Origin of the sequence: Burkholderia sp. AU31652, from assembly GCF_002223155.1 — a bacterium.
In the GTDB taxonomy this organism is placed as follows: Bacteria; Pseudomonadota; Gammaproteobacteria; order Burkholderiales; family Burkholderiaceae; genus Burkholderia.
Map to the genome: position 1 here is coordinate 22,406 of NZ_NKFG01000007.1, position 15,697 is coordinate 38,102.

The window sequence follows — 15,697 nt, forward strand, 5'->3', positions numbered from 1 at the left end:
AATCGGATGAAAGGGCGGCGGCGCGATCAGCCGAGCGCCGGCGTATCGGAGGTGGGCTGCGCGCGCCGTGCGGCCGCGGCCTCGCGACGCCGGTCGAGCCATGCGTGGACGAAGCCGAACACGACCGGCACGAACAGCAGCGTCGACACCGTGCCGAACGCGAGCCCGCCGATCACCGCGCGGCCGAGCGGCGCGTTCTGCTCGCCGCCGTCGCCGAGGCCGAGCGCCATCGGCAGCATCCCGATCAGCATCGCGAGCGCGGTCATCAGCACCGGGCGGAAGCGGTTGAACCCGGCGTCCAGCGCGGCCTGCCACGGCGGCGCGCCGCCGGCGAGCAGTTCGCGCGCCGTGTTCACGACGAGGATGCTGTTCGCGGTCGCGATGCCGATGCACAGGATCGTGCCCGTCAGCGCAGGCACGGACAGCGTCGTGCGCGTGACGAACAGCATCCACGCGATGCCGGCGAGCGACGCGGGCAGGCCGCCGACGATCACGAGCGGGTCGAGCCACGACTGGAAATTGACGACCATCAGCAGGTAGACGAGCGCGATCGCGAGCACGAGGCCGCCGAGCAGTCCGGTGAACGACTCGTGCATCGCCTGCACCTGGCCGCGCAGCACGATCGACGCGCCGGGCGGCAGTTGCGCGCGGGCTTCGTCGACGAGTGTCGTCACGTCGGCGGTGACGCCGCCGAGGTCGCGCCCCTGCACCGACGCGAAGAGGTCGAGCACCGGCTGCACGTTGTAGTGCGACACGACCGCCTGCTGCGTGGTGCGCGAGAAGCTGCCGAGCGTGCCGAGCAGGTTCTGCGCGGGTGCGCCGGCCGCCGGGCCGCCGGCCGGCGTCTGCGGCGCGCGGGCGGTGCCGGCGGGCAGCGGCACGTTCGCGAGCGCCTGCAGCGAATTCACCGTGTACTGCGGCGTCTGCACGAGCACCGGGTAGCTGACGCCGTTGCGCGGATCGAGCCAGAAGTTCGGCGTGGTCTGCGAGCTGCCGGACAGCGCGATCAACAGGTTCTGCGCGACGTCGCGCTGCTGCAGCCCGGCCAGGATCGCCTTCGTGCGGTCGACGTTCACGTCGATCGCCGGCTCGTCGCCGGGTTGCTGGATGCGTGCGTCGACGAGGCCGCGCACGCCGCGCAGCTTCGCGAGCAGCGCGTTCGCGACCGCGCGGTTCTGGTCGAGCTGGTTGCCGACGATCTGGATGTCGATCGGCGCGGGCAGCCCGAAATTGAGGATCTGGCTGACGATGTCGGCCGGCAGGAACGCGAACGTCACGCCGGGGAACGACTGCGCGAGCACGTTGCGCAGCGTCGCGACGTACGCGGCCGTGGACGCATGGTTCGGCTTCAGCGTGATCAGCACGTCGGCGTCCCCGGTGCCGATCGGGTCGGACGCGTCGTACGTGAGGTTGATCCCGCTCACCGGCACGCCGATGTTGTCGAGCACGCCCGCGAGCTGGTCCGCCGGGATCACGCCGCGGATCTTCGCTTCCACTTCGTCGGTGAGCCGTGCGGTCTCCTCGATCCGCGTGCCGGTCGGCGCGCGCAGGTGCAGGCGGATCTCGCCGGTATCGACCGACGGAAAGAAGTCCTGGCCGGCGAACGCGAACAGGCCGGTCGATGCGACGCAGGCGAGCAGGAACGCGGCCGCGAAGCGGCGGCGCCGCGCGATCGCCGCGGTGAGCAGCGCGCGATAGCGCAGCCGGACGGCCTCGAAGCGATGTTCGAACGCGGCCTGGAAGCGCACGAAGCGGGCGAACACGCCGCGCGGCGGCCGGCCGTGGCCCTTCGCGCGCATCAGCGCCATCGCGAGCGTCGGCACCAGCGTGCGCGAGAAGAAGTACGACGCGATCATCGCGAAGATCACGGCTTCGGCCAGCGGCACGAACAGGTAGCGTGCGACGCCGGTGAGCAGGAACATCGGCACGAACACGATGCAGATCGACAGCGTCGACACGAAGGTCGGCACCGCGATCTCGCCCGCGCCGGTCAGAATGGCCTCTTCGAGCGGCGCGCCCCGTTCGAGATGATGCGTGATGTTCTCGATCGCGACGGTCGCGTCGTCCACCAGGATCCCGACCGCGAGCGCGAGGCCCCCGAGCGTCATGATGTTGATGGTCTGGCCGAGCACGGCGAGCGCGAGCAGCGACGTGAGCACCGCGAGCGGGATCGTGATCGCGATGATCAGCGTCGCGCGCCAGCTGCCGAGGAACAGCAGGATCATCAGCGCGGTCAGGCACGCGGCGATCAGCGCCTCGCGCACGACACCCTGGACTGCCGCCTTCACGAACACCGACTGGTCGTCGAGCGGCGAAATGTGCAGCGCCTTCGGCAGCCCGGCCGCGATCTTCGGCAGCATCGCCTTCACCTGGTCGATGATCGTCAGCGTCGACGCGCTACCCGTTTTCTCGACGGTCAGCAGCGCCGCGCGTTTGCCGTCCACCCGCACGATATTGGTCTGCGGCGCGTAGCCGTCGCGTACATGAGCGACGTCGCGCACATAGACGACCGTGCCGCCGATCGTCTTCACCGGCAGGTCGTTCAGCGCGGCCACCGTCTGCGTGCTGCCGTTCATCTGCACGTCGTACTCGTGCGTGCCGATCTTCGCGGTGCCGCCGGGCAGGATCAGGTTCTGCGCGTTGATCGCGTTCACCACGTCGATCGGCGCGAGGCCCTTCGCCTGCAGCGCACGCGTGTCGAGATCGACGACGATCTGGCGGATCTTGCCGCCGAACGGCAACGGCACGGCCGCGCCCTGGACGGTCGCGAGCTGCGTGCGGATGAAGCTGTTGCCGAGGTCGTACAGCTGCTGCTCGGCGAGCGTGTTGCTCGACAGCCCGAGCTGCAGGATCGGCACCGTCGACGCGTTGTACGTGATGATGTTCGGCGGCAGCGTGCCGGGCGGCAGGATGCGCAGGATCGACGCGGCGTTGCTCGAGGCTTCCGCGATCGCGCGATTGATGTCGGCGCCCGGGTGGAAGAAGATCTTCACGACCGACACGCCGTTCAGCGATTGCGATTCGATGTGCTCGATGTCGTCGACGTCCGACGTGAGCGCGCGTTCGTAGTTCGACGTGATGCGCTTGGCCATGTCCTCCGCGGAGAAGCCGTTGTACGACCAGACGATGCTGACGACCGGAATGTCGATGTTCGGGAAGATGTCGGTGGGGGTGCGCAGCAGCGCGAGCGGCCCCGCGATGAAGATCAGCAGCGCGAGTACGACGAACGTGTAGGGCCTGCGTAACGCCAGCCGGACGATCCACATGATGGTGCTCCTCGAAGCGGGGAATGGACGCGCATTCGATGCGACGAGCACGCAGTCTGCCGGCGCGGCGTTGACCCGACCCTGACTCGAAGATTACGAAACCGTTATCCGTGCCGGCGCGGCGGCAGCGGCCGTGCGGCGGGCCGCGCAGCGCGATGCGGGCTGGCCGGACTCTCGCCGCCGACGGCGGGGCGCCGCTTCATCCATAATGTCCGGCGGCAAACCTTCGCTCATTCGCGTATCTCGCCGATTTCAGGAGCCAGACCGATGTCGTTGCGCACCGATGCAAACTTCTTCCGCCTTCTTGCCGACTCGTATCGCCGGCTCGTGAACTGCCCGCTCGTGCCCGACGGCATGAGCGCATCCGACGGCGCCGCGTGGCTGTACGAAGCGGCGCCGTTCGGCATCCTGGCGCACGACACGTCGGCCGACCCGGTGTTCGTGTACGGCAACCGGCGCGCGCAGGCGATTTTCGAATACGACTGGGATGAACTGACGGCGTTGCCGTCCCGTCTGTCGGCGGAGCCGATGGAGCGACACGAGCGCCAGGTGTTTCTCGACAAGGTGATGCGCGATGGCTTCGTGGCCGAATATCGCGGCGTGCGCGTGACGAAGTCCGGCAAGCGGTTCTGGATCGAACGCGCGACCGTGTGGCAGCTCATGGACGCGGACGGAGTCGTGCACGGCCAGGCCGCGATGATTCCGGAAGTACGGCCGCTCGACGCGCCCGCATGAACGCGACGATCGACTGGCACGCGCATCGCGTCGCGGGCCCGCGCGATGTCCGGCGAACCGGGGCGGCCCGCCCACGACGGACGCGAGCGATCAGATAACAAAACCGTAATCGAAGCCTCACCTTCAGGAAAGCGCGCGAATCGCAGAATGAATCCAACTCTTCATCACATCGATGGGGAGCGGATGTCCGGCCTGATCTGCGGACGCGAACACGCCATCATTGAGAGGTGAACATCATGAACAACCTGATTCGTGCAGTCCTGCTTTCCTGCGCACTGAGCGCACCGATCGTCGCATTTGCGCAAACCGCCGACCATGCGCTCACACGGGCCGACGTGCGCGCCGATCTCGTCCGCGTCGAACAGGCCGGCTATCGGCCGATCGGTAACGATCCGAACTATCCCGACGACATCCAGGCCGCCGAGGCGAAGGTCGCCGCGCAGCAAGCGCAATCGGCCGCCGCGCGGCCGAGCGTCGCCGCAAAGCGCACTGATGCGCAATCGCTCGCGTCGCTCGACGAGCACCAGTTGTACGACCATCACTGAGCGCGATTGGCGACCGCCGTCCGCGGCCCGACGGCGGTTCCTTCAACGGACGGCACGCATGCCGTAGCGAGTCAGTCGTCGCCTTTCTCGAGCACGTTCTGCGTCAGCGTGATCGACGGAATCGTCGGCTTCAGCAACGCGCGGCGCGCGCGACGGCTCAGCCACTTCCAGCCGGCCACGAGCAGCAGCGCGACCAGCGGGATCGACGCGATCGTCCATGTCCCGTTCGGGTAGTCGAATGCCATCAACACCAGCACGCCGAGCAGGAACAGCAGGGTGAGCCACGACGTCACGGGCGCGCCGGGCATCCTGAACGAGACGTCCTCCACGTCGCCGCGCCTGACCGCGGCGCGGAACTTCATCTGGCATACGACGATGAAGCCCCATGTGCTGATGATGCCGAGCGACGCGATGTTCAGCACGATCTCGAACACGCTCGACGGCACCAGATAGTTGAGCAGCACGCCGACCACATAGATCGCGACCGTCACCAGAATGCCCGCGTACGGGACGGATTGCCCGCTCATCCGCGCGAGGAACGCGGGGGCCGAGCCGCCCATCGACAGCGAACGCAGCACGCGCCCCGTCGAATACAGGCCGGAGTTGAGGCTCGACAGCGCGGCCGTGAGCACCACCAGGTTCATCACCGAGCCGATGCCCGGCACGCCGAGCGCGCCGAAGAACGTGACGAACGGGCTCTGGCCCGCCTTGTACGCACTCCACGGCAGCAGGCAGACCAGCAGCACGACCGATGCGACGTAGAAAATCGCGATGCGCCAGATTACGTTGTTGATCGCGCGCGGCAGCACCTTGCGCGCATCCTTGCATTCGCCGGCGGCCGTGCCGACCAGTTCGACGCCCGCGAACGCGAACACCACGCCCTGCACCAGCACCAGCGCCGGCATCAGTCCGTGCGGAAAGAACCCGCCGTTGTCGGTGATCAGATGCAGGCCGGTGCCATGGCCGGCCACCGGCATGCCCGTGCCGAGGATCGCCGCGCCGATCACGAGAAACAGCACGATCGCGGCGACCTTGATCAGCGCGAACCAGAACTCCATTTCCGCGAACCATTTCACGCCGATCAGGTTCATCGTCGCGACGATGCACAGCGCGACGAGCGCGAAGATCCACTGCGGCACGGCCGCGAACGGCGCCCAGTAATGCATGTAGAGCGCGACGGCGGTGATGTCGACGATGCCGGTCATCGCCCAGTTCAGGAAGTACATCCAGCCTGCGACGAACGACGCCCTCTCGCCGAGGAATTCGCGTGCGTACGATACGAAGCTGCCGCTGCTCGGGCGATGCATCACGAGCTCGCCGAGCGCGCGCAGGATCAGGAACGAAAACGCGCCGCAGACTAGATAGACGATGGCGAGCGCCGGGCCGGCGGCCTGCAGCCGGGCGCCGGCGCCGAGAAACAGCCCGGTGCCGATGGCCCCGCCGATCGCGATCATCTGCACCTGTCGATTGCCGAGGGTCTTGTGATAGCCGGCTTCGTGCGATTCGAGCCAGCTGCGTTTGTCGGTTTCGCCGGTTGTCGACGGGTCGGGAATCGATGCCATGACGGGTTCCTCGCGCATGGAGGGGATGGGATTCGTCCCGGTCGCGGACGATCGGGACCACCGGTACCGGAGGTCCGGCGCGCGCAATCGCGCGCGCCCGTCCAGATTGCGGTTCGTCGGACGTGACGAAAGGCACGGTACGTCGCGAACGTATTCAGCCGTAATTCCGGTCACAAACGGAATGCAAATTTGGACTGAGCCTGGTCGAATCCATGCATAGGTGTCGGCGCCGGGTGAACCGGATAGGTAATTTGGTGCGCCGGCGCGCGCTGCGGGGGCAACCGTTACCGACGGCGCCGGCTCATGCACCGAAATGAGGAATCCGGCACATCGAATTTTTCGTCTCGCGCCGGTGCGGCAAGCGTTTCACGGCGATGGCCCGGTTTTTGCTGGAGTGGTGTCGGCCGCGCAATCGTTGCGCGCTGCCCGACGACATACCAGACAAGGAAGATTCACCGTGAGCCCGACGACCCGACCGTTCCCCCGACGCACCTGGCTGGCTGCGCTGCTCGCCGCCCCCGTGATCGCGCTGTTCGCCGCCGCGCCGGCCCACGCCGATGCGCTCGACACCATCGCGAAAAACGGCACGCTGCGCGTCGCGGTGCCCGAGGACTATCCGCCGTTCGGTTCGGTCGGCACGGACATGCAGCCGCAGGGCTACGACATCGACATGGCAGGCCTCCTCGCCAAGGCGCTCGGCGTCAAGCTGAAGCTGGTGCCCGTGAACAGCGCGAACCGGATTCCGTACCTGACGACCAACAAGGTCGACATGGTGATTTCGTCGCTCGGCAAGACGCCGGAGCGCGAGAAGGTCATCGATTTCTCGAGCGCGTACGCGCCGTATTTCCAGGGCGTGTTCGGGCCGTCCGACGTGAAGGTGAGCGTGCCCGCCGACCTCACCGGCAAGACGGTCGGCGCGACGCGCGGCGCGCTCGAGGAGATCGCGCTGTCGCAGCTCGCGCCGAACGCGACGATCAAGCGCTTCGAGGACAACAACGCGACGATCCAGGCGTTCCTGTCGGGGCAGGTCCAACTGATCGCGGCCGGCAACATCGTCGCGGCGGCGATTCTCGCGAAGCATCCGCCGCGCCGCCCCGAGGTCAAGTTCGTGATCAAGAATTCGCCGTGCTTCGTCGGCGTCAACAAGAACGAACCGCGCCTGCTCGCGAAGATCGACGATGCGATTGCGCATGCGAAGCAGGACGGCTCGCTCGGCGAGCTGTCGCGCAAGTGGCTCGGCCAGCCGCTGCCGGCCGGGCTGTGACGTATCGCAGTGCAGCCTGACACGTTGCCGCGGCCGGGATGCCCGGCGTGGCGCGTGTCGTTGTCCGAACCCGAATTCATCCGCTTCCCATGAGCTACCAGCTTCAATTCGGCGAGCTCGCCGATTACGCCGGCGTGTTCGCGAGCGGCGCGGCGATCACGCTCGCGCTGACCGCGGTCGCGACCGTGCTCGGCGCGGCCGTCGGCGTGCTCGGCGCGGCCGCGTACAGTGCCGACGCGCGCGCGGCCGTGCGCTTGCGCCCGCTGATCGGCGCGTACGTCGAGGCGATTCGCAATACGCCGTTCGTCGTCCAGCTGTTCTTCATCTTCTTCGGCTTGCCGGCGCTCGGCGTGCACATCGACGAATACACGGCCGCGATCCTCGCGATGACGCTCAACCTCGGCGCGTACTCGGTCGAGATCGTGCGCGCGGGCGTGGCCGCCGTGCCGAAGGGGCATCTGGAGGCGGCGTCCGCGCTGGCGATGTCGCGCGCGCAGATGCTGCGCCACGTCGTGCTGCCGCAGGCGCTCGCCAAGGTGTTTCCCGCGCTGTCGAGCCAGATCGTGATCACGATGCTCGGTTCGGCGGTCGTGTCGCAAATCTCGGTGGCCGACCTGACCTATGCGGCCGGCTACATCCAGTCGCGCAACTTCCGTGCATTCGAGACGTACTTCGTGATCACGCTCGCGTATCTGGCGATGGCGCTGCTGATGCGCGCCACGCTCGGCGCGATGGGCCGCCGCCTGTTCTCCCGCCGCGTGCGAGGTGCGCGATGACCGATTTCACGTTCGGGCAGATTCTCGCGAACCTGCTGCTGGCCGCGCGCTGGACGATCGTGCTGTCGATCGTGTCGTTCGTGTCCGGCGGCCTCGTCGGGCTCGGGCTGCTCGTGATGCGCGTGTCGGGTTCGACGGTGCTGCGCGGCATCGCGAAGCTCTATATCGAAGTGTTCCAGGGCACGCCGTTGCTGATGCAACTGTTTATCGTGTTCTTCGGCCTGCCGCTCGTCGGGCTCGACGTGCCGCCGTGGGTCGCGGCCACGGCGGGGCTCACGTTCTTCACCAGCGCCTATCTGGCGGAGATCTGGCGCGGCTGTGTCGAGGCGGTGCCGAAAGGGCAGTGGGAGGCGTCGGCCAGCCTGGCGATGAGCTATGTCGAGCAGTTGCGTCACGTGATCCTGCCGCAGGCCGCGCGCATCGCGATCGCGCCGACGGTCGGCTTCGGCGTGCAGGCGGTGAAGGATACGGCGCTCGTGTCGATCATCGGCTTCACCGAGCTGACGAAGGTCGGTATCGCGATCTCGAATGCGACGTTCCGGCCGTTCGTCGTGTATGGCCTCGTTGCGCTGATCTATTTCGCGCTCTGCTATCCGCTTACCCGTTATGCGCGCACGTTGCAAAGGAGATGGCATGCCGCTCGTTGAAACCCGGGGTCTCGAAAAGCACTTCGGCACCCATCATGTGCTCAAGGGCATCGACCTGTCCGTCGAGCGCGGGCAGGTCGTGTCGATCATCGGCCGCAGCGGCTCGGGCAAGAGCACGCTGCTGCGCACGCTCAACGGGCTCGAGAGTATCGACGCGGGCACGATCTCGGTCGACGGCGAACGCGTCGATGCGCGGCATGCGGACTTGCGTGCGCTGCGGCTGAAGGTCGGCATGGTGTTCCAGCAATACAACCTGTTTCCGCACCTGAGCGCCGGACAGAACGTGATGCTCGCGCAGTCGGTGGTGAAGAAGTCGCACCCCCAGCAGGCGCGCGCGATCGCGGAGCTGATGCTCGAGCGCGTCGGCCTCGGCGACAAGTTTGACGCGTTTCCGGAACACCTGTCGGGCGGCCAGCAGCAGCGCGTCGCGATCGCGCGTGCGCTCGCGATGAAGCCGAGCGTGCTGCTGTGCGACGAAATCACGTCGGCGCTCGATCCCGAGCTCGTCGGCGAGGTGCTGGGCGTGATCGAGCAACTCGCGCGCGAGGACATGACGCTGATCATGGTCACCCACGAGATGAACTTCGCGCGTGCGGTGAGCGACAGGATCGTGTTCATGCACCAGGGACGCGTGTGGGAGAGCGGGACGGCCGACGAGATCTTCGAGCGTCCGCAGACGGTGGAATTGACGCGGTTTCTGGGCAGCGTGCGGAACCCGGAAACGGTTGCGCGCTGACTGACACGGCCGTGCGGCCGGGCCGCGACCTGATAACAAGACCGTAATCGAAGCCTCACCTTCCGGAAAGCGCGCGAATCGCAGAATGGACACACTCCTCATCGCATCGATGCGGAGCGGATGTCCGGCCTGATCTGCGGACGCGAACACGCCATCTCGAGAGGTGAACGTCATGAACAACCTGATTCGTGCAGTCCTGCTTTCCTGCGCACTGAGCGCACCCGTCGCCGCATTCGCGCAAACCGCCGACCATGCGCTCACCCGCGCCGACGTGGTCGCCGACCTGATTCAGGCGGAGCGCGACGGCACGTTGCCGACGTCGAACTGGGACTATCCGCCGAGCGCGCCGACGATCGCGCGCAATCGCGAGCTGTATGCGATCGCGCACGGCGAGCCGCGCACCGCGACGGCGGGCGTGGGAACGGGCGCGGCTGTTTCAACGGCGAGCGCGCAATGAAGCCGGCTGCCGTACTGGCCCGCGTGGCGGGCCTGGCGCTCGCCGCGTGGCTCGCGGCGCATGGCGCGCCGGCCGCCGCGCGTGGCCAGCCGCAACTGCCCGACGACGATGGCGGGCGCGCCAGCGTGCTGCGCGCGCTCGATCCGTCGAGCGATACGCTGCGCCGGCCCGCCCACGCGCGGCCGGCCCATGTTCAAGCCGCGCCCATCAGGCGGGCGCCCAGCGCGATGCCGCGCGCGGCGATCATCGCACTCGCGGCGCGCTGACGGGCGTCCCAGCCCGCCAGCGCGGCGTCGAACCCGCGGCCGTGGCCGACTTCACGCAGCGCTTGCGCGAGGCCGACCGCGTCGTCCGCCGCTTTCGCGACACCGGCCGCCGTGTGCGGGCGAACGAGGCACGCGGCGTCGCCCAGCAGCACCGCACGCCCCACCGCCATCCGTTCGACCGCGAGATCCTGGATCGCCTGCGCGAACGGCGCGGGTGTCGCGTCGACGAGCGCGGCGAGCGTCGGCGCGAGCATCCGGCCACCGGCGTCGACGAGTTCCGCGCGGCTGTCGTCGCGCATCGCGCCGGGCGGCAGCGATCCGTCGCGCTGCGTGCCGTCGCGCGCGACGAACAGCGACCGCAGCCGGTCGGACGCGAGACGCCGGTACCAGACCCAGTTCACGCGCCGCTTGCCCGGCTCGATCGCGCCGTCCGCGCCGGGCACCAGATAGGTGAGGAACAGGTGCGCGTCGCCTTGCTGGAACGTGAAGCGCTCGCGCAGCAGATCCAGCACCTGTTCGGGCAGCGCCCGCTCGTCGACGAGCCCGCGCCATGCGACATAGCCCGCATACGTCGGCCGCACGTCCGGCATCAACTGTGCTCGCACCGCCGAGCGGCCGCCGTCCGCACCGATCAGCAGGTCGGCCGTCTCGGCGTGGCCGCTCGCGAAATGCGCGACGATGCGCTCGCCGTCCTGCTCGAATCGCTCGAACGCGTCGCCCGCCTGGACGATGCCGGCCGGCAGCGCGCGCTTCAACGCCGTGTAGATCACGTTCCACGCGGTCTGCGTTTGCGGCATCGTGAAGCGTTGCACGATGCGGTCTTGCGCATCGACGTAGATCCGGTCGATCGAATCGACGGCGGCCTCGCGCGGCAGCGGTACGTTGCCGAATGCGAACGCCCGCTCGATCGGCGGCTGCAGCACGATGCCGCCGCCGCGGCTGTCCAGGTCGTGCGGGGATTGCTCGAATACGCCGACGTCCCAGCCGGCTGCGCGCAGGGCGGTCGCGGCGAACAGCCCGCCGACCGACCCGCCGACGATGACGGCCTTGCGGCCCGATCCGTGTTCCATCCGATGTCTCCCGATGATGGCCGAGCATAGGGCAAGCAACGGACGCAGCGGTTGAATCGTTCTGAAGCGGCCTGCGTGACAGCGTGACGCGTGCGCCGCCGCTCAGCCTCGGCGGCGTTTGGCGGGGGCGGCGCAGGAGCCGGATGCCACGCATTGCAGTGCGGCCGGCGTGCCGTTCAGGAACGCGTCGACCTGCCGTTCGATTTCGGCGTCGAGATCGTCGGGCACCGGCAATCCGTATACCCGCTTGCACACGCCCAGAGGGAAGAGGCTCGCGTGCGGGCTCCAGCCCCGTTCGATTTGCGCGTTGCGCTGCGCTTCCGCCGCCGGCGTTGCTTCAGAAAAATTCAGTTCGCCGCCATGACTTTCAGGCGCACGTCCCCTAGTCTTGCTACCGAACCGCCGCATGGGCCGGGCGCGCAGGTCGAGGGCGCGGACTGCGCCGGCAAAACCAAGGAAACCACGACATGCAACCTGGACACGTAACGGCCGCCGGCGCGGCCGCGCCCGATCGCCTGCCCGGCGAAGACGTCTTTCTCGCGTCGATCGCAGGCTATGTCGACACGCTCGGCTTCGTCGCGCTGTTCGGCCTCTTTACCGCCCATGTGACCGGCAACTTCATCCTGATCGGCTCGGGCCTGGCCGGGGTCGGGCAGGGGCTGCTGATCAAATGGCTCGCGTTTCCGGCGTTCATCGCCGGGATCGTGGCCGCCCGCCTGCTCGACCACCGGATGCGCGTGCGCGGTCATGGCGCGCGGGCCGGTTCGCTGTACGCGTTGCAGGCGATCCTGCTCGCCGGCTTCATGTTCGCGGGGATCGCGGCGTCGCCGATCGGCAGCGCCGACGCGCCCGCGACGATCGTCTGCGGGCTGCTCGGCGCGGCGGCGATGGGCGTGCAGAACGCGCATGGCCGGCTGACCGCGCGCTCGGTGGTCGCCAACACGGTGATGACCGGCAACGTCACGCAGGCCGTCATCGATGCCTTCGACTGGCTCGTGCCGATCGCCGCGCCGGCCGAACGGGACGCCGCCCGCGCGCGGCTGCAGCGCACGCTGCCGCCGGTGGCCGGCTTCGCGCTCGGCGCGGGCGCCGGCGCGACGGCGTACCTGTATGCCGCGTTCTGGGCGCTCGCGCTGCCGCTCGCGGTGCTGGGCTTTCTCACGTATCGATCCGCACGCTTGGCCGAGCTGCCCGCGTCGCGCTGAACCCGTTTTCGCGCGCGGCGTGCCGCTGCGCGCCACCTTCAAGGAGAACCCGATGATTTCACTGAACCTGCGCCACGTGCTGCGCATGACGACTGCGTCGACGGCGATGCTCGCCGCGTTGCTGGCGGCCGCCCCGTCGCATGCCGACGAAACGCATCTGGACGACACGGCGCGCCAGCCGGCCGCCGCGCGCTTCCCGGCGGTCGCGGTCGGCCCGCAGTACGACACGACGCACGTGTGCGTCGCGCCGGAAGACTTCGACCGCTTCACCGACAGCTTCGTCGCGACGTTCGGCGGCAAGAAGTCGAAGCAGGGCGTGTTCCAGGTCACGCCGACGCCGAGCCAGACGATGTCGCAACTGGTGCTCACGCCGGTCGGCACGATCTCGGTGTTCGGCTTCAAGACGCCGATCCCGTATCCGTTCTGCGAGGAGCGCACCGGCTATCTGGTGACCGACATGGACATGGCCGTGAAATCGGCGCGTTCGCATGGCGCGGACGTGGTCGTCGCGACCTTCCCCGATCCGATCGGGCGCGACGCGATCATCCGCTGGCCGGGCGGCGTGAATATGCAGCTGTACTGGCATACGCAGGCGCCGAATTACGACCCGCTGCAGACGGTGCCGGAAAACCGCGTGTATGTGTCGCCGGAACGCGCGGGCAAGCTCGCGCACGACTTCGCCGCGTTCTCGCACGGCAAGATCGTGTCGGACGTGCGCAAGGCGCCGGGCATCGAGATCGGCCGGCCGAACGACACGTACCGCCGCATCCGCATCGAATCGGGCTTCGGCAAGATGACCGTGCTCGCGACGGACGGCCATCTGCCGTTCCCGTTCGGGCGCGAGATGACCGGCTATGAAGTCGCCGACCTGGCCACGACGCTGAAGCAGGCCGAAGCCGCGGGCGTGACCGTGCTCGTGCCGCCGTTCACGTCGGACGGCCGCGACGCGGCGCTCGTGCAGTTCCCGGGCGGCTACGTCGCCGAAATCCACGCACGGTCGAAATAACGGTGCGCCGGCCGATCAAACCATCGTGGCGCGGCGCGCTGCCGGGCGTCGTGCTGGCCGGCGGCGTCGCGCTGCATGCCGGGACGGCGGCCGGTGCCGATGCGCCGGCCGCAGCAGCCGCAGCAGCACCCGTCGTTCAGCCGCAGGCGCCGGCGGCAGCGAGCGCCGCCGTGGCGTGCACCGCGAAGCGTCCGACCGTGCTGTTCAACCGCTGGCAGGAGGACTGGTCGGTGCTCGCGAACCCGTGCGTGCCGCGCAAGCCGTTCGACGCTCTGAAATACGTGCCGCTCGGCGACGACCCGTCGACCTACCTGTCGCTCGGCGCGAACCTGCGCGAGCGTTTCGAGCTGAACAACGCGCCGCTGTTCGGCCTCGGCTCCGCGCACGACGACAACTACGTGATCCAGCGCACGAACGTGCACGCGGACCTGCGCTATCGCGGCCATCTGCAGGCGTTCGTGCAGTTCGTCGATGCGCGGCCGTTCGGCAAGAATACGGTCGGCCCGGTCGACAGGGACCAGCTCGACATCGAGCAGGCGTTCGTCGCGTATGTCGACCAGATCGGCCCCGGCACGTTGAAGACGCGGGTCGGCCGGCAGGAGATGGCGTTCGACTTGCAACGCTTCGTGTCGGTGCGCGACGGCCCGAACGTGCGGCAGGCGTTCGACGCGCTGTGGGCCGATTACGAAATCGGCAAGTGGCGGCTGATCGGCTACGTGACGCGCCCGGTGCAGTATCGCGACGCCGCCGCGTTCGACGACGTGTCGAACCGGCACCTGCGATTCGACGGCGTGCGCGTCGAGCGCAACGGCACGGGGCCGGGCGACCTGTCCGCGTACTGGTCGCGCTACACGCGCGACAACGCGCGCTTTCCGGATGCGTCGGGCACCGAGCGGCGCGACGTGTTCGACATGCGCTATGCGGGCAAGGCCGACGGGCTCGACTGGGACGTCGAGGCGATGCTGCAGACGGGCCACGTCGGGCAGGACACGGTCGGTGCGTGGGCGTTCGGCGCGCTCGGCGGCTATACGTTCGCGAAGACGGCCGGCACGCCGCGCATCGGGATCCAGATTGACGGTGCGTCGGGCGATGCTCACCCGGGCGACCGGCGCGTGGGCACGTTCAATCCGATGTTTCCGAACGGCTATTACTTCACGCTCGCCGGTTATACCGGATACAGCAACCTGATCCACGTGAAGCCTTCGCTGACCTTCAAGCCCGCCAGCTCGGTAACGGTGCTGACCGCCGTCGGCTTCCAGTGGCGGCAGACGACGGCCGATGCGATCTACGGACAGGGCATGTCGGCCGTGCCGGGCACGGCGGGCAAGGGCGGCGCGTGGACGGGGGTGTACGCGCAGGCTCGCGTGGACTGGCTCGTCAATGCGAACACGGCCCTGGCCGTCGAGGCGGTGCACTTCCAGCTCGCCGATTCGATTCGCGCGCTGGGCGCGCGTAATGCCGACTATGTCGGCGTGGAAGCGAAGTTCGGTTGGTGACGCGGCGCGCGCTGCCGCTTCTGCAGGGCGGCGCGCGTGTAACCGAACGACGCCGGGCACGGGGCAGGTCGCCCAACGACCTGCGCGAATACGTCGTTCAGAGGGTGCCGATCGGAAAAGTCGCAAATGGCCCCGATCTCGGCGAAGGTCAGGTCGGCGTGCCGATCAGATGCGGAGCACGCGTCATGCGTCGTTCGAGCAGCCGGCGGTGCTGCCGGCGGACGGTCGCAGAAACAGCGGCGTCACGCAGGCCATTGACGAACGTCTTGAAACACATGCAAGCGCCCCGACCGTCCTGGTCGGATGCGCTCGAACCTTCCGATCACAGCGGTGTCGATTCGCGGCGCTTCGCGCCAGCGTCGGTTGCATGGGCGCCCGGCAGCGCACCGAACATGTGCTGGCTGCACTTCGCGTCGCGCCATGCGGTTCCCAGCCGGATGCCGCTGAACAGCCGTCGTGCCAGCGGGAGAATCTGTTCGCCGGCCAGAATGCCAAGCAGGCCCGCCAGGGCGACCGCGGGCGGCGCCGGCGATTGCACGCCGATCAGCGCATAAACGATGCCGGCGAGGATGCCGGCGAACAGCGAAGCAGTGTACGGTTTCATAGGTCTGGAATGGTGTGTCGGCAGTTGGAAATATGGACAACTACCGATCTTGAGTCGATCCG

At 68.3% G+C, this 15,697-nt stretch carries 16 protein-coding genes; 11 read left to right on the forward strand and 5 right to left on the reverse strand.

Annotation, left to right across the window (positions count from 1 at the left end; genetic code table 11):
• Positions 1-26 precede the first annotated feature (26 nt).
• Positions 27-3,266, reverse strand: a complete 3,240-nt coding sequence (locus tag CFB40_RS32080) for an efflux RND transporter permease subunit (RefSeq protein WP_089433574.1) — start codon at positions 3,264-3,266, stop codon at positions 27-29.
• Between the two features lie 267 nt (positions 3,267-3,533).
• On the opposite strand from CFB40_RS32080, the gene CFB40_RS32085 reads away from it, so the two are divergent.
• The gene (locus CFB40_RS32085) at positions 3,534-4,001 is read left to right on the forward strand and encodes an MEKHLA domain-containing protein (RefSeq protein ID WP_089433575.1); all 468 of its coding nucleotides are present in this window, start codon (positions 3,534-3,536) and stop codon (positions 3,999-4,001) included.
• A gap of 236 nt (positions 4,002-4,237) precedes the next feature.
• Positions 4,238-4,546: a DUF4148 domain-containing protein gene (locus tag CFB40_RS32090; RefSeq protein WP_089430105.1), complete on the forward strand. Its 309-nt coding sequence runs from the start codon at positions 4,238-4,240 to the stop codon at positions 4,544-4,546.
• Positions 4,547-4,617: 71 nt separating this feature from the next.
• Here the strand turns inward: CFB40_RS32090 and ansP are convergent, their stop codons facing one another.
• Complete coding sequence (gene ansP / locus CFB40_RS32095) at positions 4,618-6,108, reverse strand: L-asparagine permease (protein ID WP_089434000.1); 1,491 nt, start codon at positions 6,106-6,108, stop codon at positions 4,618-4,620.
• Positions 6,109-6,565: 457 nt separating this feature from the next.
• Between ansP and CFB40_RS32100 the strand changes: the two genes are divergently transcribed.
• The 6 genes from CFB40_RS32100 to CFB40_RS32125 all read left to right on the forward strand — a co-directional run bounded on the left by CFB40_RS32100 (position 6,566) and on the right by CFB40_RS32125 (position 10,254).
• On the forward strand, positions 6,566-7,372 hold the full coding sequence (locus tag CFB40_RS32100; protein ID WP_089433576.1) for a transporter substrate-binding domain-containing protein: 807 nt from the start codon (positions 6,566-6,568) through the stop codon (positions 7,370-7,372).
• A gap of 89 nt (positions 7,373-7,461) precedes the next feature.
• The gene (locus CFB40_RS32105) at positions 7,462-8,148 is read left to right on the forward strand and encodes an amino acid ABC transporter permease (RefSeq protein ID WP_089429512.1); all 687 of its coding nucleotides are present in this window, start codon (positions 7,462-7,464) and stop codon (positions 8,146-8,148) included.
• A complete protein-coding gene (locus CFB40_RS32110) occupies positions 8,145-8,795 on the forward strand; it encodes an amino acid ABC transporter permease (protein WP_089433577.1) in 651 nt (216 codons plus the stop codon). The genes CFB40_RS32105 and CFB40_RS32110 overlap by 4 nt, the downstream gene beginning before the upstream one ends.
• Positions 8,782-9,531: an amino acid ABC transporter ATP-binding protein gene (locus tag CFB40_RS32115; protein ID WP_089433578.1), complete on the forward strand. Its 750-nt coding sequence runs from the start codon at positions 8,782-8,784 to the stop codon at positions 9,529-9,531. The genes CFB40_RS32110 and CFB40_RS32115 overlap by 14 nt, the downstream gene beginning before the upstream one ends.
• A gap of 172 nt (positions 9,532-9,703) precedes the next feature.
• On the forward strand, positions 9,704-9,988 hold the full coding sequence (locus tag CFB40_RS32120) for a DUF4148 domain-containing protein (RefSeq protein WP_089433579.1): 285 nt from the start codon (positions 9,704-9,706) through the stop codon (positions 9,986-9,988).
• Complete coding sequence (locus CFB40_RS32125; protein ID WP_089433580.1) at positions 9,985-10,254, forward strand: hypothetical protein; 270 nt, start codon at positions 9,985-9,987, stop codon at positions 10,252-10,254. Before CFB40_RS32120 ends, CFB40_RS32125 begins: the two co-directional genes overlap by 4 nt.
• Here CFB40_RS32125 and CFB40_RS32130 read toward each other — a convergent pair.
• Both CFB40_RS32130 and CFB40_RS39290 read right to left on the reverse strand, forming a co-directional pair.
• The gene (locus tag CFB40_RS32130) at positions 10,182-11,324 is read right to left on the reverse strand and encodes an FAD binding domain-containing protein (RefSeq protein WP_089433581.1); all 1,143 of its coding nucleotides are present in this window, start codon (positions 11,322-11,324) and stop codon (positions 10,182-10,184) included. The two genes, CFB40_RS32125 and CFB40_RS32130, sit on opposite strands and share 73 nt — an antisense overlap.
• A 102-nt stretch (positions 11,325-11,426) precedes the next feature.
• On the reverse strand, positions 11,427-11,552 hold the full coding sequence (locus CFB40_RS39290) for a hypothetical protein (protein WP_256976945.1): 126 nt from the start codon (positions 11,550-11,552) through the stop codon (positions 11,427-11,429).
• A 239-nt stretch (positions 11,553-11,791) separates the two neighbouring features.
• On the opposite strand from CFB40_RS39290, the gene CFB40_RS32140 reads away from it, so the two are divergent.
• The 3 genes from CFB40_RS32140 to CFB40_RS32150 are packed head-to-tail and all read left to right on the forward strand — an operon-like array spanning position 11,792 to position 15,031.
• Positions 11,792-12,529: a YoaK family protein gene (locus CFB40_RS32140; protein ID WP_089429518.1), complete on the forward strand. Its 738-nt coding sequence runs from the start codon at positions 11,792-11,794 to the stop codon at positions 12,527-12,529.
• 52 nt (positions 12,530-12,581) lie between these two features.
• Positions 12,582-13,535: a glyoxalase gene (locus CFB40_RS32145; protein ID WP_089434001.1), complete on the forward strand. Its 954-nt coding sequence runs from the start codon at positions 12,582-12,584 to the stop codon at positions 13,533-13,535.
• Between the two features lie 14 nt (positions 13,536-13,549).
• Positions 13,550-15,031, forward strand: coding sequence for an alginate export family protein (locus tag CFB40_RS32150; protein ID WP_089434002.1), 1,482 nt, complete (start codon positions 13,550-13,552; stop codon positions 15,029-15,031).
• A gap of 322 nt (positions 15,032-15,353) precedes the next feature.
• Here the strand turns inward: CFB40_RS32150 and CFB40_RS32155 are convergent, their stop codons facing one another.
• Complete coding sequence (locus CFB40_RS32155) at positions 15,354-15,635, reverse strand: XapX domain-containing protein (RefSeq protein WP_089429519.1); 282 nt, start codon at positions 15,633-15,635, stop codon at positions 15,354-15,356.
• Between the last annotated feature and the right edge of the window lie 62 nt (positions 15,636-15,697).

What these genes read in the sequence shown, in the direction of transcription:
- CFB40_RS32120 (WP_089433579.1), top strand. Translation starts at nt 9,704, where the DNA reads ATGAACAACCTGATTCGTGCAGTCCTGCTTTCCTGCGCACTGAGCGCA.
- CFB40_RS32155 (WP_089429519.1), bottom strand. Translation starts at nt 15,635, where the DNA reads ATGAAACCGTACACTGCTTCGCTGTTCGCCGGCATCCTCGCCGGCATC.
- CFB40_RS32125 (WP_089433580.1), top strand. Translation starts at nt 9,985, where the DNA reads ATGAAGCCGGCTGCCGTACTGGCCCGCGTGGCGGGCCTGGCGCTCGCC.
- CFB40_RS32110 (WP_089433577.1), top strand. Translation starts at nt 8,145, where the DNA reads ATGACCGATTTCACGTTCGGGCAGATTCTCGCGAACCTGCTGCTGGCC.
- CFB40_RS32145 (WP_089434001.1), top strand. Translation starts at nt 12,582, where the DNA reads ATGATTTCACTGAACCTGCGCCACGTGCTGCGCATGACGACTGCGTCG.
- CFB40_RS32085 (WP_089433575.1), top strand. Translation starts at nt 3,534, where the DNA reads ATGTCGTTGCGCACCGATGCAAACTTCTTCCGCCTTCTTGCCGACTCG.
- ansP (WP_089434000.1), bottom strand. Translation starts at nt 6,108, where the DNA reads ATGGCATCGATTCCCGACCCGTCGACAACCGGCGAAACCGACAAACGC.
- CFB40_RS32130 (WP_089433581.1), bottom strand. Translation starts at nt 11,324, where the DNA reads ATGGAACACGGATCGGGCCGCAAGGCCGTCATCGTCGGCGGGTCGGTC.
- CFB40_RS32140 (WP_089429518.1), top strand. Translation starts at nt 11,792, where the DNA reads ATGCAACCTGGACACGTAACGGCCGCCGGCGCGGCCGCGCCCGATCGC.
- CFB40_RS32090 (WP_089430105.1), top strand. Translation starts at nt 4,238, where the DNA reads ATGAACAACCTGATTCGTGCAGTCCTGCTTTCCTGCGCACTGAGCGCA.
- CFB40_RS32105 (WP_089429512.1), top strand. Translation starts at nt 7,462, where the DNA reads ATGAGCTACCAGCTTCAATTCGGCGAGCTCGCCGATTACGCCGGCGTG.
- CFB40_RS32080 (WP_089433574.1), bottom strand. Translation starts at nt 3,266, where the DNA reads ATGTGGATCGTCCGGCTGGCGTTACGCAGGCCCTACACGTTCGTCGTA.
- CFB40_RS32115 (WP_089433578.1), top strand. Translation starts at nt 8,782, where the DNA reads ATGCCGCTCGTTGAAACCCGGGGTCTCGAAAAGCACTTCGGCACCCAT.